This window comes from Dactylosporangium sp. McL0621, from assembly GCF_049995355.1.
In the GTDB taxonomy this organism is placed as follows: Bacteria; Actinomycetota; Actinomycetes; order Mycobacteriales; family Micromonosporaceae; genus Dactylosporangium.
Genome location: NZ_CP188259.1, coordinates 5,344,235 through 5,366,703, shown reverse-complemented (window position 1 = coordinate 5,366,703; position 22,469 = coordinate 5,344,235). Strand labels below are relative to the sequence as shown.

Genomic DNA, 22,469 nt, shown 5'->3' with positions numbered 1-22,469 from the left:
CCGGCCCCGGCCGTCGTCACGCCGGTTGGCCGGCTTGGCTCTGCAGCTCCTCGGCGATGCGCTGCCACTCGTCGGCGCAGCGGCGGGCGATGACGGCCACGACGTACGTGGCGTGCGTCGGCACGTCCCCCGCGACCTCCTGCCACTCCTCGAACCGCACGGCGCGGGTCATGAGCCAGCGCACCAGCGTCCGGCCGGACTCGTTGAACCGCAGGGCCGGGTCCTGCTGCAGGCCCTTCAGCGCCTCGTCCAGGCCGGGCCGTCCGCCGTCGCCGGTGCGGCGCCGGACGCTGCGGGTGCGCACCGGCCCCGGGGCGCCGGCGGAGGGCCGGGCCGGGACGGGCTCCTCGCCGCGGCGCAGCCGGTTGCGGACGTCCTGCGCGGTCGTCGGCGAGACGCCGGCCTTGCGGGCGACGTCCCGCAGGGATGCGTCCGGATCCTCGCGGATGGCGTCGGCGGCCCGCAGCCGGCCCACCGCGTTGTCGAGCGGGCGGCGCCGGCCGTCGCGGCCGATGCGCGCCGCGGTGTCCCGGGCGGCGTCACGGACTGCGTCGTCGGCGGCCTCGACCCGGCGGCGGATGCCGGCGACGGTGCCACCGCCGAGCCCGGCCGCCGCCGCGATCGCCCGGTCGGACCACGTCGGGTTCTCGTTGATGATGCGCTCGGCCGCGAGCATCCGGTCGCCCAGCGACAGCGGGCGGCCGTGCGCGATGTTGGACTGCACGGCCAGGACGAAGGCCTCCTGCACGGTGCCGTCGAAGAACCGGACCTCGATGGTGTCCTCGCCCCGCAGGCGGGCCGCGCCGAAGCGGTGCATGCCGTCGATGATGCGCATGGTCTCGCGGTGCACGATGACCGGCGGGAGCGCCGCGCCGGAGTCGGCGAGCATCCGGGTGTGCTCGTCGTCCTCGCCGGACAGCCGCGGCGAGTCGGCGGCCCGCAGGCTCGTGATCGGGACTCGTTCGGTCTGTGGCCCGGCCTCGGGCACAGTGCGCCGTCCACCACTGCGGGGCCCACGGCCCGTCTCAGTCGATCGGCCGACGACAGGTTGATTTCCCATATTGCCCCCGTGTTGTACAGCGCATTCACGCGGGCGGGCAGGTCCTGCACAATATTGCGAGGCCAACCTTTACGACCGCGATAACGTGCCGACACTTCATACCTGTAGTGTCGCGTCATGCTCTCAACGGGCAACGTTCAGTGTCAATAGCATCAGCAGACTCCAAGGAAACCCTCAGATCCGCGCCCGGATATGGCCACTCCATCCTACGATGCGTAGGACCAGCCGCCGCCGCGTTATCCGGGGCGGCCCGGAAACCGAACTGAGCTGGGAATACAGACGACACCGGGGCGTTCACAAAACAACGGCGGCCGAGCGCGGTGCAATTACGCGGCCGCACGGCTCCCACGATGCAGGAATTTGCGCCGAGGAATTTCGCGAGGGCAGCGTCAATCCATTGATGCTTACAGATGTGAGGATGACGGCGTGTATCAACCGCCGGGGTGACGCATCTGTCGGGGGACATCACCCGCGGACACGGAGGCATCATGGGCAACCCCAACGACTCGATCCTGCGCCTGCGCCTGTGGTCGGGCGGCCAGTTCACCGCGACCCTCGCGTCGGCCGGCCAGGACCGCTATCTGGCGATCGTCGGCGACGGCCGCGGTACGGTGCGCACCGCCACCGTCGACGGCGGCGCCTGGGCGGAGACGGCCACCCGCGCGGCGATCGGCCCGGCCGGCCCGGCGCTGCGCCGCGCGCACGTCGCGTCGATCGCCGACGGCGCGGTCGGCCGCAGCTACCTCACCACCCTGGCCACGGGCGCGGCCCGGCGGTACGACTTCACCGACAACGGCACCGCGAACGCCTCCGGCACCGGCTACCTGCGCCTGCCGGGCGCCGACGGCAAGTTCCGCACCGGCACCTCGGACGCCTTCGGCGGGAACAGCCCGTTCGCGCCCGCCGACGGGGCGGCGAAGGCGATCTCCGTCACCGAGTTCGACGACGGTGGGCGCCAGGTGGTCACGCAGACCGACGACGGGCGCACCACGCAGGTCTACGACGCCGAGGGCCGGCTGGCCTCGCAGATGCAGTTCCAGCAGGTGCCCATCGACGGCGGCAGCAGCGAGCACGTCGTCACCGAGTCGTACGACAGCTCCGGCGCGCCGACCGGGCGGCTGGAGAGCCTGCAGAACAAGTACGACGACGGCAGTTTCAACGCCCGGCAGTGGGGCCAGGACGAGCAGGGCCGCCAGTGGGAGGTCGGCATCGAGGGCCACGACGACACCGTGCGCCGCACCGAGGAGGTGACCCGCGCCGACGGTGTCGTCGAGCGGACCTCGACCGTCGTGACGACCGTCGACGGCAACACGTTCACCCAGACCGAGACGGCCGAGGACGACCGGATCACCTCGCGCGGCGAGCGGGTCACCGACGCCGACGGCAACGTGACCAGCGCCCACCGCACGGACTACAACACCGACGGCACCAGCGAGGTACGCACGCTCAAGACCGAGGACGACGGCAGCCGCAGCATCGAGACGAAGAAGCTCGACAAGGACGGCAACGAGACCAAGCTGCCGTCCGGCACCGACGACGACTGGTCACAGCCGGGCGACGAGTCGATGCAGCCGTGGCGGATGCTGGCCGACGAGGTGCTCGGCGAGTCGCTGCTGGAGCAGTCGCCCGACGACCTCGCCACCGGCATCGACGGCGCGGTCGCCGGAGAGGGCGTCGACCGGGCCGCGACCCTGCGCAACGCGATCGCCGCGCTGGGCGAGGAGGCCGCGGCGACCCGGTTCGGGACGCCGACGCTGGACATGCAGCTCGACGCGGCCACCGCGGCGACGGTCAACTCGAGCCTGGGCGACCTGAGCGATGCGGCGTCCGTGCGGACGTTCGTCGCCGACCTGGTCGCCACGGCGGGCAACCTGGCCCCGTCCCGGCGGCTGCTGGCCCCGGGTCTCGCCACGGAGAGCCTGTTCACGAGCTGACCCCGTTGCCAGGGCCGCGCCCCGTCACCACGCCGCGGTGACGGGGCGTCGCCTTGGTTGTCCTCGATGTTCTAACGCCGGGCGAAGTAGAACGCGACCACGCCGCCGATGAGCGTGCCGAGGGTGGCGATCACCGTCCCGAAGAAGCCGATCAGATCCTTCACGCGGTGGCCCGCCGGACGCGGCTGGAAGGCTCTATCCCGGCCAGGCGCCCGAACTGCTGTTGCCAGCCGGTGCGGTGCTCGTCGATGCGACCGGGGGGCACGCCACGGTGGCTCAGCACGACGATCGTGCCATCGCCGTCGGCGGTCAGTACCACCTCCACCGTCGAGCCGCCGGGCGGCAGCGACTCGCTTCCGGGGATGCCCCAGCTGAAGGCGACGCGGTGTGGCGGGTCGACGCTGGTGTAGGTGCCGCGGGCCGCGATGGTGCCGAAGTCGAGGAGGAACAGGCCGCCGGGCCGCGGGTCGAGCTCGGCCTGCTCGCCGATCCACTCGACGATGAGGGCGGCGTCGGTGAAGTAGGGGAACACGACGTCGGGCGGCGCCTTGATGCGCGTGGTCGCGACGATGACGTCGTTGTGGATCTCGGCGGTCACGGCTGCCTCTGCGGTGGTTGCGGGTGGGCGGTCTCGACGGCCTTCTTCAGCCGGCTCAGGGCGTCCGGCCAGAACTCGCTCAGCACCCGGTGTACGGGCTCGAGCGCTTCCTGACGCAGCGTGTACAGGCGGCGGACCCCGTCTCGGCGCTCGTTGAGCAGGCCGGCCTGCTTGAGGACGCCGATGTGCTGGCTGACCGCCTGCTGCGTCAGCGGGAACGCCGCCGCGATCTGCCCGGCGGCCAGCTCGGTGTGCTGAACCAGCCGCAGAATCTGCCGCCGGTGCGGGTCGGCCAGCGCGCGTAGCACCGCATCCGGCGCCTCGGGCACTGGCTGCTCCCGTTGTTCGGCCATGGAGCTAGGTTCTCAGACCCGGAACGGGGTGCCGTGGCCGGTCTCGGCGAAGCTCCGGATGCTGGCCATGAACTGCGTCCAGGCGACGACGCAGTCGTCCCAGCAGGCCAGCTGCGGGGTCAGGCCGGCGTGGCGGAACTGCAGCCGCGTGCCGTCGCCCATCGGGATGATGTCGAACTGCATGGTCGTGCCCAGCCACTCCTGCGTATGCCCGGTCGGTGCGGACCCGTCGGGCGCGATCGACTCCCAGACCACCCGGGTGGGTCCGGCTTCCAGGACCCGCATCGCGTTGGCGCCGTACGGGCCGAAGCTGGTGACGAGGGTCCCGCCCACCTCGGCATCGCCCTCGGTCGGGCCCCACCAGCGGCTGACGCCGTCGGCGGACGTGAACAGGGCCGACACGGCGGCCGGGCCGGCCGGCAGGTCCAGGACAGCGGTGAAGTCGCTTGTCACTTCGATCTCCCATTCGTCATTACAAGCATCCGCTTGTACAAGCAGATGCTTGTGAACTTAGGGTGCGGCACCGCCGCTGTCAAGGCCGCCGATCGGCCCGGCGGGCCGCGAATCCTACGAGAGGCTGACGACCGCCGCCGGACCGGTCACGGCGGCCGGATTCGCGCCTGGCAGCATCGACCGGCGTGACCGCCGGCCGGAAGCCGAGGCAGGACAGCGCGACGTCGCGCGTGCGGCGGACGGCCGCGCCGGCCACGGCCCGCGCGGCGCTGGCCGGCCTGGCCCGGCACCAGCGGCATCGCGACGACGCGGCGTGGAGCACCGCCCGGATCGTGGCCGCCAGCGTCGTCGTGTTCCTCGCGTTGACCGCGGTCGTCCTGCTCATCGCCGGCGGCGCGGGGCGGGGCGGACGGCTGCGGCTCGAGGGGCACCCGCTCGACGAGCGCGTGGGTCTGCAGCAGCAGCCGTCCGGGATGGGCCTGCATGACGGCGACCAGGCGCTCGCGGGTGCCGCGGCGAGCTCCGCCCCGGCGGCACCGAACGCGCCCAACGCGGCCGCCCTGAGCACACTGCGGCGCGATGGCGGTCAGGCTATGCCGCACGGAAGCGCCCGCGGCGGTGGCCGACCGAGCTGTAAGCAACGCGTAAGACCCGGCCCGGCGCTAGCCTTCCCAGTCGCGGAAGGCTTCCAGGAGCCGGTCGCGGGCCGGTGCCGGCAGGCCAGCGGCGGGCAGCCGGCCGAGCTCGGCGATCGTGCGGCGGATCTGCTCGAGGTACCGGTCGCAGCCTTCGCATTCGGCGAGGTGGGCGGCGAAGCGCTGCTCGGTGGCGGGGTCCAGGGCGCCCTCGAGGTAGGCCGTGACCAGCTCCACGAACTCGTCGCAGTCCATCACGCCACCTCCCCCGTCAGGTACGTCTCCAGCGCGGCCCGCAGGGCGGCCCGGCCCCGGTGCAGCAGGACCCGCTGGTTGGCCGAGGACAGCTGCAGCAGTTCGCACACCTCGTCGCTGCTGTAGCCTTCCACGTCCCGCAGGGTGACCACGATCCGCTGGCGGGGCGGCAACCCGGCCAGGGCCTGCCCGAGCTCGCGGCGGACCTCGGCGGCGAGCACCCGGTCCTCCGACGACGGCCAGGCCGGCGGATGCCGCCGCCAGTGCCCGGGGTAGGGGTCGTCGGCGTCGCGGAACCGGCTCGGCGCGACGGTCGGGGCCAGGCTGCTGAGCGGGATCGTCCGGGCGTCGCGGCCGCCGCGGGTCCGGGCCCGGTTGAGCAGGATGCGGTACACCCACGTGCGCAGCGAGGACCGCCCCTCGAAGGCGGCGACTCCCCGCAGTACACCCAGCCAGGTTTCCTGCACGACGTCCTGGGCGGCGTGCTCGTCGGCGACGAACGCCTGCGCCGCCCGGAGCAGTCCGGGCGACCAGGCGTCGATCAGCGCGGCGAACATCGCCTCGTCGCGCCCGCGCAGCCGCGCCACGATGACCGCGTCGGCCGGCAGGGCCGCATCGGCGATGGACACGAGCGCACAGTAGCGCCCGGCCGGCCCGGACCAGGCGTCGGTCTTCGGACACCAAACGTGAGCGGGCCTCAGCGGTACTCGGGGTTGGCGAAGTCGAAGCGGCAGCCGGCGTCCCACTCGCTGCGCTGGTTGCCGTGTGCGGGGATGCCGCCGGCGTCCTTGAGCATCCGGGCCAGGTGCAGCAGGTTCCACGTCATGAACGTGGTGTTGCGGTTGGTGAAGTCGTTCTGCGGGCCGCCCGAGCCGGGGTCGAGGTAGGAGGGTCCGGGGCCGGCCTCGCCGATCCAGCCGGCGTCGGCCTGCGGCGGGATGGTGTAGCCGAGGTGCTGGAGGCTGTACAGCACGTTCTGCGCGCAGTGCTTCACGCCGTCCTCGTTGCCGGTGATGAGGCAGCCGCCGACGCGGCCGTAGTACGCGTACTGCCCGGCGTCGTTGAGCAGGTGCGAGCAGGCGTAGAGCCGCTCGATGACCCGCTTCGTGGTGGAGGCGTTGTCGCCCAGCCAGATCGGCCCGGCGATGACGAGGATGTCCGCGGCGAGGACCCGCGGGTAGAGCGCCGGCCACTCGTCGGTGGCCCATCCGTGCTCGGTCATGTCGGGCCATACGCCGGTGGCGATGTCGTGGTCGATCGCGCGGATCTCCTCGACGGTCACGCCCTGCTTCTCCAGGATGCCGCGGCTGATGTCGATCAGGCCGCCGGTGTGGCTCAGCTCGGGGGACCGCTTCAGGGTGCAGTTGATGAACAGCGCGCGCAGGTCGTCGTAGCGAGTGTCGGTCATGCCCTGCAGTCCCGCCGGACCGGCCCGGCGTTACACCCCCGGCGGGTGCAGTTCTTACGAGCCGGGGGCCGGATCCTTACGGCCCGCGAAACCGGCGACCTCGTGTACGTCCTCAACGCCCGCGACGGCGGCTCCGTGCAGGGTTTCGTGCGGGTCGGCCGGACGCTGGTGAAGGTGGCCGCCTGGCACCGCTCCCTGGGCCTGGACCCGGCGGCGACGCCGGAGTTCACGCACACGCCGGGCCAGATCGCGTTCACCCCGGACGGCTCGCGGCTCCTGGTCACCACCAAGGCCGGCAGCAACGCGATCGACGCGTTCACCGTCGACCGGCGGCGGGACCGTCGGCCCGGCCGGTGGTGAACGCCGAGCCGGGCGCGGTGCCGTTCGCGGTCGCGTTCGACCGCCAGGGCCACGTCGTGGTCGCCCAGGCCGGGACGAACGCGGTCGCCTCCTACCGGTTGGATCGCGACGACACCCTGACCCGGCTCTCCAGTGTCGCGACCGGGCAGGCCGCGACGTGCTGGATCGTCGCCGCCGGCGGCGAGGTGTACGCGGCCAACGCCGGCAGCGGCAACCTCTCCGGCTATGCCACCGGGGCCGGGGGCACCCTGCCCTCGATCGGTACCTTCGCCACCGGCGCCGGCCAGGTCGACGTCGCGGCGGCCCCGGACGGCCGGTACCTCTACGCCCAGACCGGCGCGGCCGGCGGCCTGGTCGCGCTGCGGATCGGGGCCGGCGGCACGCTGACGAAGGTCGGCGAGGTGACGGTCCCGGGCGCCGCCGGTGGCGAGGGCGTCGTCGCGCTGTGACCGCCGCACCGTCGTGACGACGACACCGGGCAACCGCATCCAGCAACCGGTAAACGGCGTATGGTGGTTGCCATGTCACCGCTGTTCTGCGACACCGATCTCGGCCGGCGCATCGAGGCCGTCGAGGCCGGGTTCATCGCCGCCGCCAACGCCGCGGCCCAGCGCCGCACCGGCGGGGCCGGGTTCCTGATTCCGGTCGCCGGCGGCGTGGCCAGCTTCGCCGAACCGGACTCGCCCTGGAACAAGGTCGCCGGCCTCGGCTTCGCCGGCCGGCCGGGCGACGACGAGCTGGACGCGATCGAGCTCGAGTTCGCCGCGCGCGGCGCCCCGGTGTCGGTCGAGCTGAGCAGCCTCGCCGACCCGGCCGTCGGCGAGTGGCTGACGGGCCGCGGGTACCGCCTCGTCTCCTACGAGAACGTGCTCGGCCGGCCCGTCACCGGCGACGTGGAGCGCGTCGAACCGCCCGGCGTCGAGGTCCGCCCGAGCGGCGACGACGAGTTCGACACCTGGCTCGAGGTCGTGCTCGACGCCGTCGCGCACCCCGACACCGACGGCCTGCCGTGGCTGGAGGACTTCCCGCGCCGGATCGTCGCCGACGCCGAGCGCGACATCGCCGCCGCCGGGGCCCGCCGGTACCTCGCCCTGGTCGACGGCGTCCCGGCCGGCGGCGCGAGCATGGGCATCCGCGACGGCATCGCGCAGTTCAGCGCCGGTACCTCGCCCGCGTTCCGCCGCCGCGGGGTGCAGAGCGCGCTCCTGGCCGCCCGCCTCGCCGACGCCGCGGAGGCCGGCGTCGAGCTCGCCGCCGTCACCGCGCAGCCGGGCTCGCCGTCCCACCGCAACGTGCAACGCCGCGGCTTCGACCTGCTCTACACGAGGGCGATCCTGGTGCTGGCGGCGGCCTAGCGGCCGACATCAGCCCGGGCCGCGTGCGAGACACCGGCGTGGCCGGAAAGGCGCGCGAGACGCCGGCATCAGCCCGCGCCGCGTCCGAGACACCGGCGTGGCGCCCGCGTCAGCCGTCGGCGAGGTGCTGGATGGTGGCGCTCAGCCAGGCCTGGAGCTCGGCCGGATCACCGAGGGCCGAGCGCAGGACCCGGCGCCGGGTGGAGACGCCGAGGACGAAGGCGTCGATCGCGGCGGCCCGGCGCTGGGCGTCGATGTCGTCCAGGCCGCTGTCGCGCAGGTACCGGTACAGCGGCCGCAGTGAGTTCGTGTCGAGGAACTCGGCCAGCGCCTCCGCGGCCTCCGGGCGCTCCCCCGATGCGCGCTGCAGCACGAGCAGCGGGTCTTCGCCGGGCGCGCCGAACCAGCGCTGGACGATGCTCGCCGCGAGGCGCGCGCCCAGCCCCGAACGTTCGCCGTCGAAGGAGTTCGAGACCGGGATCGCCACCCGGGTCGCGGCCAGGAACAGGCCGTCCTTGCCGCCGAAGTAGCGGGTGATGAGGTTGGGCGACACGCCGGCCGCGTCGGCCACGCCCTTGACCGTGACCGCCGCGAAGCCGTGCTGCGCGAACTGGTCCCGCGCGTGCTCCAGGATTCGCTGCTTCGTCGCCGCCGCGTTGCGCGTCATCATGTGTACGAGCATACACATCATGTGTATCCTCGTACACATGAGTGGCGACCTGCGTGAACGACTCCGGCAGACGCGGCGCGTGGCGACCCCGTGGCGCGACGACGCGACGCGCGGCATCGGCGGAGCGGTGCTCGACGACCTGCTCGACCACTGGATCAACGGGTACGACTGGAGCGTCCACGAGCGCCGCATCGCCGCGCTGCCGTGGGCGACGGCCGGGGCCGGCGACGCAGCCCTGCGCGTGATCCACCAGCGGTCCGCGGACCCCCGGGCCCCGGTGGTCGTACTGCTGCACGGCTGGCCGGACTCGGTGCTGCGGTTCGAGCGCGTCCTGCCGTTGCTGACCGACCTGCACGTGGTGGTACCCGCGCTGCCGGGCTTCCCGTTCGCGGCCGATGACCAGCAGCCCCCGCGCGCCGCGCCGGGCATGTCCGCCAACCGGATCGCCGCGATCGTCGCGGACGCCCTCGACGAGCTCGGATACGCGCGGTACACGCTCTCCGGCGGCGACGTCGGCGGTACCGTCGCGGAGATCCTCGCGGGCGTTCACCCGCACCGGGTCGGCGCCCTGCACCTGACGAACGTCGCCCCGCTGCGCGCCCTCACGGCGGACCCGGCGACGCTCGCGCCCGACGCGGCGGCCTACCTGGCCCGGTCGGCGCAGTGGTTCCGCCGCGAGGGCGGCTACATCGCCGCCCAGTCGACGCGGCCGAACACGCTCGCCGTCGCGCTGGGCGACTCGCCCGCGGGCCTCGCGGCGTGGATCGTGGAGAAGCTGCAGGCCTGGTCCGACGGGCCCGCCTTCACCCCGGACGAGCTGCTCACCTGGGTCAACGCCTACTGGGTCACCGGTACCATCGGCACCTCGTTCGCCACCTACACCGAGCCGGCCACCCTCCCCGGCCGGATCGACGCCCCGACCGTGTTCTCCGTCTTCCCGCACGACCTCAAGCCGGAGCCGCGCAGCTACGCCGAGGCGTTCCTGAACGTCGCCGAGTACGTCGAACACCCGGCCGGCGGCCACTTCGCCGCCTGGGAACAGCCGGAGGCGTACGCCGCCGACGTGCACCGCGCGGTCAAGCTCGGCGTGCACCCGTCCGGGTCGGAGATTCGTACTCGCTGAGGAGCGGGGGTACAGTGGGGCACGGCCCTCGGGACCCCGGCGACCACCACGCACCATGACGGACAACCGTCGTGCAGCACGGTACGCCGCACACACCGATCCATTGCCTGCGGCCCCGCAGTCGTCATCGTTCGAATACTGACGTGCGTGGGCTCGCAGAGAGGGCCGCCATGTCCAGCGCCGCGCACCACATCCACGCCCCACGGTCGTGACCGGCCGTCCACGGCCGTCGTTCCGGCACCTCCAGCGGCTCAGCGACGACACCGGCCTGTTCGAGCACGCCGAGTTCAGCACTCCGCGGATCTCCCACGGCTACTGCGTCGACGACGTGGCCCGGGGCCTGCTGGTCATCTGCCGCGAGCCCGAGGCCCCGGTCGACCTGCTGCAGCTCGCCGGTCGGTACCTGGCGTTCCTCATCGACGCCCAGTCCCCCGACGGCGCGTTCCGCAACCGGCTGGGACCGGATCGCCGCTGGCAGGACAAGCCGGCCGACGGCGACTGGTGGGGGCGCGCGCTGTGGGGCCTGGGCACCGCGGCCGCGCGCAGCCCGCTGCGGGCGATGCGGGAGACCGCGCTGACGTCCTTCGAGCTGGGCGCGCATCGCCGCACCCGCTGGCCCCGCGCGATGGCGTTCGCCGCCCTCGGTGCCGCGGAGGTCCTCGCCGTGCATCCGGACCATTCGGCGGCACGATGGTTGCTGCACGACGCGGTGGTCACCATTGGTCCGGTACCGATGGATCCGGCTTGGTCCTGGCCGGAACCCAGGCTCACCTATGCCAACGCGGCGCTGGCCGAGACGCTGATCGCGGCCAGCGGCGGGGCGATGACCGACGGCCTGCGCATGCTCGGCTGGCTGCTGGACCGGGAAACCGCCGGCGGGCACCTTTCGTGTACCCCGGTCGGCGGCCGCGGCCCGCAGGACGTGGCGCCCGGGTTCGACCAGCAGCCGATCGAGGCGGCCGCGATCGCCGACGCCTGCGCGCGGGCGATGACCGTCAGCGCCGACCCGCGCTGGGAGGCGGGACTGCGCCTGGCCGTCGGCTGGTTCCTCGGGGCCAACGACGGCGCCCAGCCGATGTTCGACGCGGCGACCGGCGGCGGCCACGACGGCCTCACGGCCACGGGGCGCAACGAGAACCAGGGCGCCGAGTCCACGCTCGCGCTCCTGACCACCCTGCAACACGCCCACCGGCTCGGCATCGGCCCCGGTGGCACCCCCGGCAACGGCCCGGCGCGCAAGCCGGCGCCGCCCGCGCCGCCGCGGGTCAACGGCCAGCGGCGTGACGACGCGCCCGCATTCCAGCCGTAACGAGACCCTCGCGGTCCGAACGAGTATTCCATCGAAAGGCACATATATGGCTGTCCGCTTCGGTTTTCTCAGTACGTCTCCCCCGACACGATGTGGCCTGGCCACATTCAACGCCTCGCTGTTCGCGCACCTGACCGCCGGCGGGGCGCCCGGGGGCATCGTCCGGGTCACCACCGCCGGTGACGACCAGCGGCCCGTGGCGGGCGTGGTGCACACCTGGCCCGCCGCGAGCGTGGCCGGCTGGCTCCCCGCGGCGGCCGCGCTCAACACCTATGACGTCGCCATCGTGCAGCACGAGTACGGCATCTACCCGGGCCGCGACGGCGCCGACGTGCTGCCGCTGCTGCGCCGCCTGACGGTGCCCAGCATCGTGGTGCTGCACACGGTCCTGAGCCACCCGAGCCCGACCCAGCGGTCGCTGCTGGAGCAGATCGTGGCCAGCGCGGACGCGGCCGTCACGATGACGGACACCGCACGGGACCGGCTCCTCGCCGGCTACGCCGTGGACCCGGCGAAGATCGCGGTCATTCCGCACGGTACCGCGGACCACTCCGGCGTCCCGGTGGCCCGACGGCCCCAGCCGCACCTGCTCACCTGGGGCCTGATCGGCCCGGGCAAGGGCATCGAGTGGGCGCTGCGAGCGCTGGCCCAGCTGCAGGACATGAAGCCGGCCCCGGTCTTCACCGTCGCCGGCCGGACCCACCCGAAGGTGCTCGAGCGGCACGGCGAGGCGTACCGGGCGGACCTGTACCGCCTCGGCGCCCAGCTCGGCATCACGCATGCCGTGGACTACCAGGCGGTGTACCACGAGCAGGCCGCCCTCAGCCGCCTGATCCGCTCCGCGGACGTGGTGGTGCTGCCCTACGACTCCGTCGAGCAGGTCACGTCCGGCGTGCTCACCGAGGCCGTCGGCGCCGGGATCCCGGTGGTCGCCACCGCCTTCCCGCACGCCGTGGAACTGCTCGGCGGCGGCCGCGGCCTGCTGGTACCGCACCGCAATCCGGCGGCGCTGGCCAAGGCCGTCCGGCGGATCCTGACCGATCCGGCCCTGGCCGCCCGCCTCTCCCGGCCGCACGGGCCGACCCTGCACTGGTCGGCGGTGGCGGAGCGCTACGAGGCGCTGGCCGCCAAGCTCATCGCCGGTACCCGCTCCCCCGCCCTGGCCACGGTCGTCGGCTGAGGCGCGGGCGGCGGATTGCGCCGTCCCCTGCGCATCCCCCACGCGCAAGGGATACTCGGGGCTTCGGTGTCATCGGCGGTGACCGTGGGGGGCTGTGAGCGACGTGTGGCAGGGGCAGATCCTCGGCGGCCGTTACCGGCTGACGAGCCAGCTCGGCGCCGGTGGCATGGCGGTCGTCTGGAAGGCCCACGACGAGCTGCTCAACCGGCACGTCGCGGTCAAGATCCTCGACGCCACCCGGGCCGGGAGTCCGGCCGCCCGCCGCCGCGTCCAGGCGGAGGCCCAGGCCGCCGCCCAGCTGTCGCACCCGAACGTCACGAGCGTCTACGACTACGGCGAGGTGACCACCGGGAACGACGGCCCGGTGCCGTACGTGGTGATGGAGCTGCTGCCCGGCCGCACCCTCTCGCAGCGGCTCGCCGCCGGTGCGCTGCCGCCCCGGGTGGCGCTGCGCATCTGCGCGGAGGTCGCCGGGGCGCTGGCCGCGGCCCACGCCCGCCACCTCGTGCACCGCGACGTCAAGCCCGCGAACGTGATACTCACGCCCTCCGGGGCGAAGGTCGTCGACTTCGGCCTCGCCGCCGTCGCCGGGCAGCCCGACCTAGACGAGGAAGGGCAGCTGCTGGGCACGCCGGCCTACCTGGCCCCGGAGCGGCTCATCAACGACGAGGTCCGGCCGGCCTCCGACGTGTACGCGCTCGGGCTGCTCATCCACCGGGCGCTGACCAACCGCCTGCCCTGGCTGGCCGAGACGACGACGCAGATGATCGACGCGCACGTCTACGTCGAACCCGACCCGCTGCCGCCCGTCAGCGGGGTGCTGCCCGAGGTCAACGAGGTCTGCAACCGGTGCCTGGCCAAGGACCCCGACGCCCGGCCGAGCGCCGCCGAGGTCGCCGCCGTGCTCGCCGACGCGGCCGGGATCGTCCCGCCGCCCATCGACGATCTGCCCGAGCCGGATGCGTACCCGTCCGGGTCCGGGGACACGCCGGTCGCCACCGAGCCGGGCCCCGACGGGCAGGAGGTCGAGCCGCCGGCGACCGGGTCCGGGCCGCTGCGACGGCACCGGCGGGCGGTGGCCGCCGCCGTGGTGGGCGCGCTGGTCCTCGCCGCCGTCATCACCTCCGCGCTCGCCCTGTCCGGCGACGAGCCCGAGGCCGGGCCCCGGGCGGACGCCCAGAGCGAGGCGCCGGCGGTCTCCCCGGCGCCCTCCTCGGCCGGGCCGCCCGCACCGTCCGCCCGCCCGACGCCGAGCGCGGTCCCCGCCGGACCGGGCGCACCGGCGACCTCCGCGACCGCCGGTCCGGCGTCGCCGCCCCCCGGCCCCGTCACCACCCCGGCGGTGACGACCACGCCGCCCGAGACGCCGCCCGGGCCCGGCGCCCCCGTGCGCTCCGCCGGTGGCGTGGCGTGGGTGCTGTGCGACGGGAAGAAGGCGCAGATCGCCCGGCTGGACCTCGCCCCCGGCTACGCGACCACCCAGTACCAGCCGGGACCGGCCGACGGGGTCAAGGCCGTCCTCGACTCGGTCACGAACCGGAGCGAGATAAACGTTCGCTGCATGGAAGGAAAGCCGGCCGCGACCGTCAAGGAGACGCCGAAGAAGGCATAGCGGCCGCCGGGGTCAGCGCACGGCCGGCTCGACGGTGAGCGTGCCGGCCACCGTGTCGATCGTCGCCTTGGCCCCGATCGGCACGGTCAGCTGGCCGTTGCCGTGGCCGATGCGCAGCCCGCCGAGCACCGGCACGCCCAGGTCGGTGAGCCGGTCGGTGACCGCCTGGGCGGCGGTCCACCCGCTCGAGCCGTCACCGGCGGCGTTGAACTGCCCGATCGCGACACCGGCGATCCGGTGCAGCGCGCCGGTCCGGCGCAGCTGGGTCAGCATGCGGTCGTAGCTGTACGGCGCCTCGCCGGTGTCCTCGAAGAGGAAGATCGCGCCGTCCAGGTTCGGGAACTCGCCGCACCCCACGCTCGTCTCGATCATGGTCAGGTTGCCGCCGAGCAGCGGGCCGGACGCGACGCCCGAGCCCTTGCCGGGGAGGTTCACGGCCGAGCTCGGCTCCGCCGGGTCGCGCGCGATGACGATCGGATCGGTGGTCATGAGGGCCTTGCGCATCGACTCGACCGAGTCCGGCCCGGTGCGCGTATCCGTCCAGGTGGCGAGCGGGCCGTACAGGCTCACCAGCCGGGCCGACCGCCAGAGCTTGGCGTGCAGGACGGTCAGGTCGCTGAAGCCGATGAAGACCTTCGGGTCGCGGCGCGCGGCCGCCACGTCGAGCCCGTCGATGACGCGCTGGGTACCGTAGCCGCCGCGGGCGCCGAACACGCACCGCACGCCGGGATCGCGGAACGCCGCGTTGAGGTCGGCCAGCCGGTCGGCGTCCGTGCCGGCCAGATAGCCGCACTGGTCGTACACGTGCTCGCCGTACTCCACGACCAGCCCGAAGCTCTCCAGGATCTGCTGGCCCCGGACCAGCCGCCCGTCGCCCGGATAGGCCGGCGCGACGACACGCACCCGGTCGCCGGGCTTCAGCGCAGGCGGGTGGAGCGCCGGCCCGCGAGCCTCGGTGACCGGCTCGGCATTGGCCGGGTCACCACCCACCGCGGCGCCGAGTGCGACCCCTCCGGCGACGACCGCGCCGGAGCGCAGCAACCCGCGACGTGACACCGAGCGGCCCACTTGCTGATCCACAGTGCCTCCCTCATCCATCGACGGATGAGCATACGCGGCAACGGTTGCAGTTCTACACGATCCACCGTTCGGAGGATGCAGGTCTCGTATGATCGGGTGACGGCCAGCATCGCGGTCCACGCCGTGCCGGTCGGTGGTGACGCAGGCGTGGTGGTGGCCGGCGGCGATGCCGGTGACCGTGCGCTAGCCGGCATCGGCCTCAGACACGGTGAAAACCAGCGGCTCGGCCAGGACACGGCCACGGAACAGGTAGGCCGGGGCGACCACGAAGGACACCGTGCCGTCCGGCTCGCAGCTGGCCCAGGGCCGGCCGGCACCGTCGGCGAGCGGCTCGCCGCGCGGCACATCCTCGGCGAACGCGGCCTGCCGTACCGTGCCGGCCAGTCCGGCGGTGAGGCGGCGGGCCTGGCCGCAGGCGCCCTCGACCGCACGGCGCTCCGGCCCGGTGAGCGGATCGCCGTCCCCGCGCAGCCAGTCGGCGACGTCCTGCTCGTCGGCGCGGCCGGCGATGGTCAGCCGGACCAGCTCGCGGACCATGCGAGCCTGCGCCACCGCACCCTCGGTCCCGGGACGGGTGCCTCGGACCCGGGCCCACCGCAGGCGGGCGAGCTGGCGTAGCTGCTGGGTGATGAGGCTGTGGTACAGCTTGGCGAGGCTGTCGTGCAGCAGGTCGTCCTCGTCGAAGCCGCCGGACAGGGCGACGAGGCGGGTGCGCAGGTTCGCCGTCTCGGCCTGCAGCTCCACGATCTCGGCCTGCAGCTCCGCCAGCTTCTTCGCTCGGTCGGCCTCTTCGGCGGCCTCGATGGTCGGTGGCTCGGCCGCGGCCGGGACCTGCAGCGCGAGCAGGCGGTCACGGGTGTCAGCAGCGGCCGCGACAGCGCGGAACCAGCGGAACACGAACTCCTCCTTCGTTCTCAGACTAGATCGAGGGCCTCGGCCTGGTCCGCGTCGCCGACCGGCATGTCGACCCGGAACGTGGCCCCGGTGTCGAGCGCCGTCGCCGTGGCGGTGATGGTGGTGTCGCCGAAGACCAGGTCCAGTCGCACCTTGCGGTCCGCCGGCGGCTGCCCGACGCTGTGACTGATGTCGATCGTCGTCTCGCCGAGTTTCACGACGCCGGGCTCGGTGACGTACTGCGGGTCGGGGTCCCGGCTGGCGAAGAACGTCACCTGCAGCGTGGGCGTCTCGGCCGAGGACGGGGTGAGCACCTTGCGGTACGGCTGGTCGCGCTGGACGGCCTGGGAGCGGCGGACGGCGACCTGGAATCGGTCCCGGATCAGCTTCTGCCCGTCGGGACCCCAGATGATGTGGTGCCGGTTGTCCTCGGTTCCCTCCCGGAACCGCAGCGCCATCTGGAAGCCGTAGGTCAGCCGGGACCGGCGCTCGGTGATGAGGTTCGGGTCGTAGCAGAAGTGCACCGCGCCGTGCACCACGGCCTCCCGCGGCTCGGTCGGCCGGGCGACCTTCGCCCGGCCCTTGAGCGCATGGCTGATCCGGGCGTGCAGATAGTCGCTGGCCGAGAACCCGCCGACGAGAACGACCGTGATGGGCTCGCCCGCGACCTGCTCGTTCAGCTCGTCGAACGCGCGCCGGACCATCCGGACGATGGGGTCGACGACCGCGTCGAACAGCGCCTGCGTCTGCTCGGCGGTGGCCAGCAGGGTGCGCGGGTCGTCGTCGGCCTCGTCGATGAGGCGCTGCCGTACCGGCTTCGGCAACAGCTTCCACAGCGGTTCGGGGATGTCGATGATGGTGGCGCCCGAGACAACCGGCCGCCCGTCGTCGCCGGTGGCCACGCCCACGTGCCGCTTGACCTCTTCCCAGCGGTTCTCCACCGCATTGAGCAGGTCGCCGTGCTCCCGCTCCAGCCAGTCGAACACGTCGGGGGCGAGCCGCTGCCGCAGCAGGTTCTGCCGGAAGGCCTGGTTGATGTACTGCGAGCCGAGCGCCGCTCCGGAGCTGCCGGTGCCGATCTCGGCCAGCCGGAGCCGACCCCCGTCCATAGTGGAGGCGAATGCGGAGATGTCGATGGTGCCGCCCCCGCAGTCGACGATCATGAACCGCTGCTCGTTGCCGGTCCACCACGTCCGGCCGGGGCTCAGCCGCCCGGAGTCCAGGACGCAGTACACCGCGGCGGTCTCGGGCTCGATCGCGATGACTACCTGATCGGCGGGGCCGAGCCCGGCCTTCGCGGCGGCTTCGCGCATTGTTCGCTTCTGCGCGTCGGACCAGATCGCCGGCACGGTGATGCACCACTGGATGTCCTGCTCGGTCAGGCCCGTCTGCTTCGTCACCTGCGCGACCGCGTGTTTACGCATCTGCTCCAGGGTGGAGGCGATGAACCGGTGCACCAGCCGCTCCTTGCGGAGGTCGACGATTCCGTCGCTGCGCGTCACGTCACGGTTCGTCGGGCGGGTGCTCAGCGCCATCTTGAACGCGTGCGCGTAGCCGTGCAGGCCGAGCTCCTCGCGCTTGTACGGCGAGCTCAGCCACCACAGGGCGTGGGCCTCGTAACCCCACGCCACCGGGCGGTTCTGCTCATCGACGACCAGAGCGGACAGGTCCTTGATCGAGTCACTGGGCGCCTTGGGCCAGTTCTGCTCGTGGATGACCCGGCGGTTGCGCGGGTCGTCGTTCTCGGGGCTGACCAGCGTCCAGGCGAAGCCGCTGCCGTGCGTGCCGAAGTCGATCGCGACGACGGCCTTCGCCTTGCCGTTCCGGCCCGGTACGGCCTGGGCCTCACGGGATTCGCTGTTGTTGAGCGCCTTGGAAATCCTGAGGTCGGCCGGCACGTTGTGGTCCTTCGCGGATGGCTGCGTACCCACGGGAGCACGGCCGACGGCGGCGCGCGGCGCGGCCCCGAGCGCCTCCTCCACCTCCAGGATGCCTTCGTCGAGCGCCGCGATCTCATCGTCGTCGTCATCGATCGCAACGACGTCGAGCAGGTCGGCGCGGGCCGCACGGAAATCCGCCAGCGCCTCGGTGAGCCGGTCGTGCTTGCGCAGAAGCTTGCCTCGCACGGTCAGCGCCTGCGAACGCATACGGCGGCTCGCGTCGGCGTCGGTCAGCTCGACGAGGCGTCCGGCCCGCCGAACGGCATTGCCGCCGGCCCGCAGGGCGTCCTCGTCACGTCCGGACAGGCTCAGCGCCACCATCTCCACCATCTCAGCTCGAATCAGCTCGGCGAGGAACCGATCGGAATCTTCCGCGGCCAGGGCCTCGTAGGTGCGGCGAGCCTCGGTGGCCGGGCCGAGGGCGGCGCTGCCGTCCTCGAGATGCTCGAACATCAGGTCAACCTTCTGGATGAGCAGGTCGGCGATGAGGGCGGCCCGGGTGGGCGCCTCGATCCGGCGCATCTTGGCGATTACCGCATCGAACACCTCCACGGCGTCTCCGGCCCGCCCCGCACCGGCGAGCACGATGGCCTGAGCCGAGGCCGCGGGCAGCAGCATCGGCCAGTTGACGCTGGGTCGCTGCTGAAAGAGCTCATCGACGACTCCGGCGACGATCGAGACCTCGCGCAGCACGTCATCGTCCGGTTGCATGGCAGCCCATATGAGGCGCTGCATCACGTAGATGAAGCCGTACAGCTCGGGCGCCTCGTCGAAGAGGCGCCGCGTCCGGTCGAGCGCCTCGGCGAGATAGCGCTCGGCGGCGGCCTCGTCATAGTCCGCGACGGCGATCGCGGCGTGATGCCGGACGGTCGCACCCAACAGGCGGACGCGCTCGGCCGGCTGGTCCGGCAGGGCATCCACCGCGCCGACAGCCGCAACGGCGAGCCGGAAGGCCTCCGGCCCGTCGCCGTCCATGGAGTGCAGGGCGGCGAGCAGCGCGGTGTGCATCGCGTACTGCTCGGAGCCGAGCTCGCTCAGTTCGCGGGCCCGGGCCGACGCCCACTGGGCCCCCGAGACGTCATCCATCGTCATCGCGAGCACCGCCCGGAGCGTGAGCGCCTCCAAGGCGGCCTTCACCGGAAGCCGGTCGACCTCGGCCACTGTGGCGTCGAGCAGCTCCAGTGCCTCCAGCGGCTTGGCCGCGGCCATCAGTACCTGCGCCAGGATGTTCCGCGACTCGGCGAGGGCCGGAGCAAAATGGTCGGGATTCATGGACTCCTGGGCGGCGTCCTCGACCGCATACACCGCTCGCTGCGCCGAGTCCAGCGCACCCTCGACGTTGCCGGTGTAGGCCCGAACCAGCGACTGGGAACTGAGGATCTTGCCGAGCTGCAGGTGCCGGCTCCCCGCGGGAAGGCGGGCCGCGAAGCTCGTCATTCTTGCGGACAGCGGCAGCGCCGCGTCGGGTTGGCCCGCCCGGAGCCGCGCCAGCGTCGCCTTCTGCAGCAGGTCGATGAACGTGTCCTGGTCCTGCTCCCGCTCGGCGTACTGCGCGGCCTGTTCGTACACCGCGGCCGCCAACGCCTGCATGCGGCTCCCGAGCGGGTAGTCCAGCCGGGTCGCCGCGACCGCCGCGGCCGGCACCTGGATGATCGACAGCGCCGCGGCCAGCCGATCCGGCAGCGGGTCGGACACCGGATCCGGCGGCGCCGAGTCGATCGCGATCGCCTGCTCGAGCAGTGCCGTGAGGTGTTCGGCGAGGATCCGTTCCAGTGCCGCCGACGCCTTGCCTCGGGCCGTCGGGTACGGCGATGCGGACATCCGCAGCAGGATCTCGAGCATCCGGGAGCGGTGGGCCGGGGCGTCCGCCGCGGCGAACAGCTTGTCGACCTTGAGGTTGTCCAGCAGCCGCCGCTCGACCAGTCGCTCGCCGAGCAGGTCGGGCTGCACCGGGGGCAGGAAGCCCTCGTCGGCGTACAGCTCCCCCATCCGCTCGGCGATCGCGGTGGCCACGCCGAGCTTCTGGTTCAGCCCGTGGGCGAGCGTCAGCAGCCGTCCCGCGTCGTCGGCCGAGAACGCCTCCACCGCGGTGGCGATCGCGAAGCAGTCCTCCCGGGTGTCCCGGTTGTCGGTGAACTTGGCCAGCGCCGGCTCCCAGATCTTCGCGTCCTCGCGGGACAAGAGCTGGTCGAGCAGTTCGTACGCGCGCGCGTCCGGGTCCGTCGCGCCGTCTCCGTCCGGCTCGTCCTGCAGGTCGGCGAGTGCCTGGGCGTGCACCAGCAGCGGGGTCGGGAACGCGGCCAGGGTTCGGGACCCGACGGGTCGTTCGACGCCGCGCAGAGCGGCGAACGCGGCCGATGCCGTCGCGTAGTGCTCGGCCCGTTCGGCCTCGGTGAGCTCGTGCGCCTGGAGCTGGACGACCTCGGCCGGCTTCAGATAGTTCGTATGCATGACGGCCTTGAGCCGCTTGATGAACAGGTCCGCGGAGCGGACGAGAAACAGGATCCGGACCGGCTCCTTGCGGTCGGTGACCATGGCCGACTCGATGAACTTCGCCGCCGGCTCCGCGCTGTTGTCCACGTAGTCCTGCACCAGGAGCACGGGCATGCGCAGATTTGCCAGATCCGCGCTGACCGGCTCACTGCTGGCCTCCGCCGGACCGGCGACCCAGCCATCGGCGATCGCGCGCCGGCAGAGCTCCGCGGCCGTACGGCTCTTCCCGCTGCCCGCCGGGCCCGTGAGGACCGCGAAGCTGACCCGGGCCGTGGGCGTGGCCAGCCATTCGGCCAGCACGGCGAGCGTTTCGTGGCGGCCCATGAACGGGACCACCTGGTACTCGGCCCGCAGCGGCCTGATCCACGAGGTCAGCAGGGACTCCCGGATCGCCGCGGTCATCATCGGCGCAAAGCTGCTGACCTTGAACGCCTGGGCGGAGCCCATCCGGAACGCGAGCAGATTGCTGAGGAACTGCTGGGCGCCGCCGCCGCGCCAGCCCGCGGGCAGGGCCGCACGCAGCCGCGAGTCGGCAAGGAGCAGTCGCATCGGCACCGCCTCGAGCCGGCGGCCGCCGAAGCCGCGGTGATCGGCGACGATCACGCCGAGCATCGCGCCGCCGACGGTGAAGAGCGCCGCGCCGGAGAAGCCCGACCATCCGGCGTCGTCGACCGGAACGGCGGACGTCACGTCGACCGAGATCACGTTCCGCGCGCCGGAGAGCGGCGCGCTCATCCCGCGTATCCCCTCGGGCCTGCGTTCGTCACCCTCTCGCTGCACCCTCGGAAAACCGGTCGTGAGCACCTCGACCGGCTCGTCGACATCGTTTATCGCGATCATCGAGGTCTCGTCGGACTCGTCCCGGTGGACCCGGAGCAGCGCGACGTCGAGCGACTCGTCGTCGGGCCGGATGATCTCCGAGACCGTGAGGTCACCGCCGGTCAGCCGGGCGACCCGCAGGCCGTCCGGGCCGTCGAGGCCGTCGAGCAGGTGCCGGGCCGTGACCACCAGGCCGGGGGCGACCAGATAGCCCGAGCCCCGCCGGGGCGGGACGGCGTCCAAGCTGACGCGGACGACCTGCTCCGTGCGCTGCGCCATTACCACGCTCCCGGATCGCCGCCGCGGCGATTGACGTTCGTAAAACTGATTTGAGGGTCACGCTAGGTGCCGCTCCACGCGGAACACAGGGGACTCATCACCAGAATGCGCTGCACGTTCGGCCAAGTGCGCTGCCGTCGGCATTCCGGGTAAGGTCCATTGCCGGCGCCAATCAACTCACATTCTTCAATGTATGCCTGGGAGCCCGCATGAGACCCTCCGCCCGGGGAGAGCTGACCATCTCGGACGCCATCCATTCGTTGCGGTCACAACTGCGCGACGCGGCGGCCTGGGCCGAGGGCGAGGAGCTCACGTTCGCCCTGGACTCGGTCGAGGTGGAGCTGCAGCTGACGGTCAGCCTGGCCCGGAAGGGCGAGGCCAAGGTAAGCCTGTGGACGGTCGTCACCACCGGTGGCGACATCAACCACACCCAGGGCCAGACCCACACGGTGCGCCTGAAGCTGACCCCCCGGCCCGGCAAGAATGGAGGCAGACTGCAGCTCAGCGACGAGGACTGAATTCCCACGTCTCTTTGACGGATGGACTGCGCCGAGCGTCGACACGACGGCGTGCGCATGGCGGGAAAGGACTGACCTTAAAGTGCGCCGGCCTGGCCGGGGCGTGATGATGTCGGGCCGTCCGGGTGATCGATTGATGCG

20 protein-coding genes are annotated in these 22,469 nt (G+C 72.7%); 9 read left to right on the top strand and 11 right to left on the bottom strand.

The features are described 5' to 3' along the window. Positions 1 to 16: 16 nt before the first annotated feature. Positions 17 to 988 (bottom strand): ParB N-terminal domain-containing protein, encoded by a 972-nt coding sequence (locus ACPPVO_RS25770; RefSeq protein WP_426513715.1) that lies wholly within the window; start codon positions 986 to 988, stop codon positions 17 to 19. Positions 989 to 1,548: 560 nt separating this feature from the next. Here ACPPVO_RS25770 and ACPPVO_RS25765 point away from each other — a divergent pair. Then, positions 1,549 to 2,994, top strand: coding sequence for a hypothetical protein (locus tag ACPPVO_RS25765; protein ID WP_426513714.1), 1,446 nt, complete (start codon positions 1,549 to 1,551; stop codon positions 2,992 to 2,994). A 160-nt stretch (positions 2,995 to 3,154) separates the two neighbouring features. On the opposite strand, the gene ACPPVO_RS25760 is transcribed toward ACPPVO_RS25765, so the two are convergent. The 6 genes from ACPPVO_RS25760 to ACPPVO_RS25735 all read right to left on the bottom strand — a co-directional run bounded on the left by ACPPVO_RS25760 (position 3,155) and on the right by ACPPVO_RS25735 (position 6,696). Next, positions 3,155 to 3,592, bottom strand: a complete 438-nt coding sequence (locus ACPPVO_RS25760) for an SRPBCC family protein (protein WP_426513713.1) — start codon at positions 3,590 to 3,592, stop codon at positions 3,155 to 3,157. After that, a complete protein-coding gene (locus tag ACPPVO_RS25755; RefSeq protein ID WP_426513712.1) occupies positions 3,589 to 3,945 on the bottom strand; it encodes an ArsR/SmtB family transcription factor in 357 nt (118 codons plus the stop codon). The genes ACPPVO_RS25760 and ACPPVO_RS25755 overlap by 4 nt, the downstream gene beginning before the upstream one ends. 12 nt (positions 3,946 to 3,957) lie before the next feature. Then, entirely contained in the window at positions 3,958 to 4,398 is a 441-nt protein-coding gene (locus tag ACPPVO_RS25750) for an SRPBCC family protein (RefSeq protein ID WP_426513711.1), read from the bottom strand. Between the two features lie 662 nt (positions 4,399 to 5,060). Further along, entirely contained in the window at positions 5,061 to 5,288 is a 228-nt protein-coding gene (locus ACPPVO_RS25745) for an anti-sigma factor family protein (protein ID WP_426513710.1), read from the bottom strand. After that, entirely contained in the window at positions 5,288 to 5,917 is a 630-nt protein-coding gene (locus ACPPVO_RS25740) for an RNA polymerase sigma factor (protein ID WP_426513709.1), read from the bottom strand. The genes ACPPVO_RS25745 and ACPPVO_RS25740 overlap by 1 nt, the downstream gene beginning before the upstream one ends. Before the next feature lie 68 nt (positions 5,918 to 5,985). Further along, positions 5,986 to 6,696 carry a flavodoxin family protein gene (locus ACPPVO_RS25735; protein WP_360390671.1) on the bottom strand — a complete coding sequence of 237 codons (711 nt, stop codon included), beginning with the start codon at positions 6,694 to 6,696 and terminating at the stop codon, positions 5,986 to 5,988. A gap of 45 nt (positions 6,697 to 6,741) precedes the next feature. Here ACPPVO_RS25735 and ACPPVO_RS25730 point away from each other — a divergent pair, with 45 nt between their 5' ends. From ACPPVO_RS25730 to ACPPVO_RS25720, 3 genes are all read left to right on the top strand, one after another. Beyond that, positions 6,742 to 7,056, top strand: a complete 315-nt coding sequence (locus tag ACPPVO_RS25730; RefSeq protein WP_426513708.1) for a hypothetical protein — start codon at positions 6,742 to 6,744, stop codon at positions 7,054 to 7,056. Further along, the gene (locus tag ACPPVO_RS25725; RefSeq protein ID WP_426513707.1) at positions 7,053 to 7,505 is read left to right on the top strand and encodes a hypothetical protein; all 453 of its coding nucleotides are present in this window, start codon (positions 7,053 to 7,055) and stop codon (positions 7,503 to 7,505) included. The genes ACPPVO_RS25730 and ACPPVO_RS25725 overlap by 4 nt, the downstream gene beginning before the upstream one ends. Before the next feature lie 72 nt (positions 7,506 to 7,577). Continuing rightward, entirely contained in the window at positions 7,578 to 8,411 is an 834-nt protein-coding gene (locus tag ACPPVO_RS25720; RefSeq protein ID WP_426513706.1) for a GNAT family N-acetyltransferase, read from the top strand. A gap of 109 nt (positions 8,412 to 8,520) precedes the next feature. Here ACPPVO_RS25720 and ACPPVO_RS25715 read toward each other — a convergent pair whose 3' ends face one another. After that, positions 8,521 to 9,081, bottom strand: coding sequence for a TetR/AcrR family transcriptional regulator (locus ACPPVO_RS25715; RefSeq protein ID WP_426513705.1), 561 nt, complete (start codon positions 9,079 to 9,081; stop codon positions 8,521 to 8,523). Positions 9,082 to 9,118: 37 nt separating this feature from the next. On the opposite strand from ACPPVO_RS25715, the gene ACPPVO_RS25710 reads away from it, so the two are divergent. The 4 genes from ACPPVO_RS25710 to ACPPVO_RS25695 all read left to right on the top strand — a co-directional run bounded on the left by ACPPVO_RS25710 (position 9,119) and on the right by ACPPVO_RS25695 (position 14,305). Next, positions 9,119 to 10,204 (top strand): epoxide hydrolase family protein, encoded by a 1,086-nt coding sequence (locus tag ACPPVO_RS25710; protein WP_426513704.1) that lies wholly within the window; start codon positions 9,119 to 9,121, stop codon positions 10,202 to 10,204. Between the two features lie 208 nt (positions 10,205 to 10,412). Further along, positions 10,413 to 11,513: a glycosyltransferase gene (locus ACPPVO_RS25705; RefSeq protein ID WP_426513703.1), complete on the top strand. Its 1,101-nt coding sequence runs from the start codon at positions 10,413 to 10,415 to the stop codon at positions 11,511 to 11,513. 46 nt (positions 11,514 to 11,559) lie between these two features. After that, a complete protein-coding gene (locus ACPPVO_RS25700; protein ID WP_426513702.1) occupies positions 11,560 to 12,693 on the top strand; it encodes a glycosyltransferase in 1,134 nt (377 codons plus the stop codon). A gap of 94 nt (positions 12,694 to 12,787) precedes the next feature. Continuing rightward, positions 12,788 to 14,305: a protein kinase domain-containing protein gene (locus tag ACPPVO_RS25695; protein WP_426513701.1), complete on the top strand. Its 1,518-nt coding sequence runs from the start codon at positions 12,788 to 12,790 to the stop codon at positions 14,303 to 14,305. A gap of 12 nt (positions 14,306 to 14,317) precedes the next feature. On the opposite strand, the gene ACPPVO_RS25690 is transcribed toward ACPPVO_RS25695, so the two are convergent. The 3 genes from ACPPVO_RS25690 to ACPPVO_RS25680 all read right to left on the bottom strand — a co-directional run bounded on the left by ACPPVO_RS25690 (position 14,318) and on the right by ACPPVO_RS25680 (position 21,810). Continuing rightward, positions 14,318 to 15,295 (bottom strand): S66 peptidase family protein, encoded by a 978-nt coding sequence (locus ACPPVO_RS25690; protein WP_426514695.1) that lies wholly within the window; start codon positions 15,293 to 15,295, stop codon positions 14,318 to 14,320. Between the two features lie 273 nt (positions 15,296 to 15,568). Further along, positions 15,569 to 16,282 (bottom strand): hypothetical protein, encoded by a 714-nt coding sequence (locus ACPPVO_RS25685; protein ID WP_426513700.1) that lies wholly within the window; start codon positions 16,280 to 16,282, stop codon positions 15,569 to 15,571. Positions 16,283 to 16,299: 17 nt separating this feature from the next. Beyond that, on the bottom strand, positions 16,300 to 21,810 hold the full coding sequence (locus ACPPVO_RS25680; RefSeq protein WP_426513699.1) for a trypsin-like peptidase domain-containing protein: 5,511 nt from the start codon (positions 21,808 to 21,810) through the stop codon (positions 16,300 to 16,302). Between the two features lie 209 nt (positions 21,811 to 22,019). Between ACPPVO_RS25680 and ACPPVO_RS25675 the strand changes: the two genes are divergently transcribed. Continuing rightward, positions 22,020 to 22,328, top strand: coding sequence for a trypco2 family protein (locus tag ACPPVO_RS25675; protein WP_426513698.1), 309 nt, complete (start codon positions 22,020 to 22,022; stop codon positions 22,326 to 22,328). Positions 22,329 to 22,469 lie beyond the last annotated feature (141 nt).

Coding starts and splice junctions, on each gene's coding strand:
- ACPPVO_RS25765 (WP_426513714.1), top strand. CDS start 1,549: ATGGGCAACCCCAACGACTCGATCCTGCGCCTGCGCCTGTGGTCGGGC.
- ACPPVO_RS25755 (WP_426513712.1), bottom strand. CDS start 3,945: ATGGCCGAACAACGGGAGCAGCCAGTGCCCGAGGCGCCGGATGCGGTG.
- ACPPVO_RS25745 (WP_426513710.1), bottom strand. CDS start 5,288: ATGGACTGCGACGAGTTCGTGGAGCTGGTCACGGCCTACCTCGAGGGC.
- ACPPVO_RS25735 (WP_360390671.1), bottom strand. CDS start 6,696: ATGACCGACACTCGCTACGACGACCTGCGCGCGCTGTTCATCAACTGC.
- ACPPVO_RS25720 (WP_426513706.1), top strand. CDS start 7,578: ATGTCACCGCTGTTCTGCGACACCGATCTCGGCCGGCGCATCGAGGCC.
- ACPPVO_RS25715 (WP_426513705.1), bottom strand. CDS start 9,081: ATGATGACGCGCAACGCGGCGGCGACGAAGCAGCGAATCCTGGAGCAC.
- ACPPVO_RS25710 (WP_426513704.1), top strand. CDS start 9,119: ATGAGTGGCGACCTGCGTGAACGACTCCGGCAGACGCGGCGCGTGGCG.
- ACPPVO_RS25700 (WP_426513702.1), top strand. CDS start 11,560: ATGGCTGTCCGCTTCGGTTTTCTCAGTACGTCTCCCCCGACACGATGT.
- ACPPVO_RS25680 (WP_426513699.1), bottom strand. CDS start 21,810: ATGGCGCAGCGCACGGAGCAGGTCGTCCGCGTCAGCTTGGACGCCGTC.
- ACPPVO_RS25675 (WP_426513698.1), top strand. CDS start 22,020: ATGAGACCCTCCGCCCGGGGAGAGCTGACCATCTCGGACGCCATCCAT.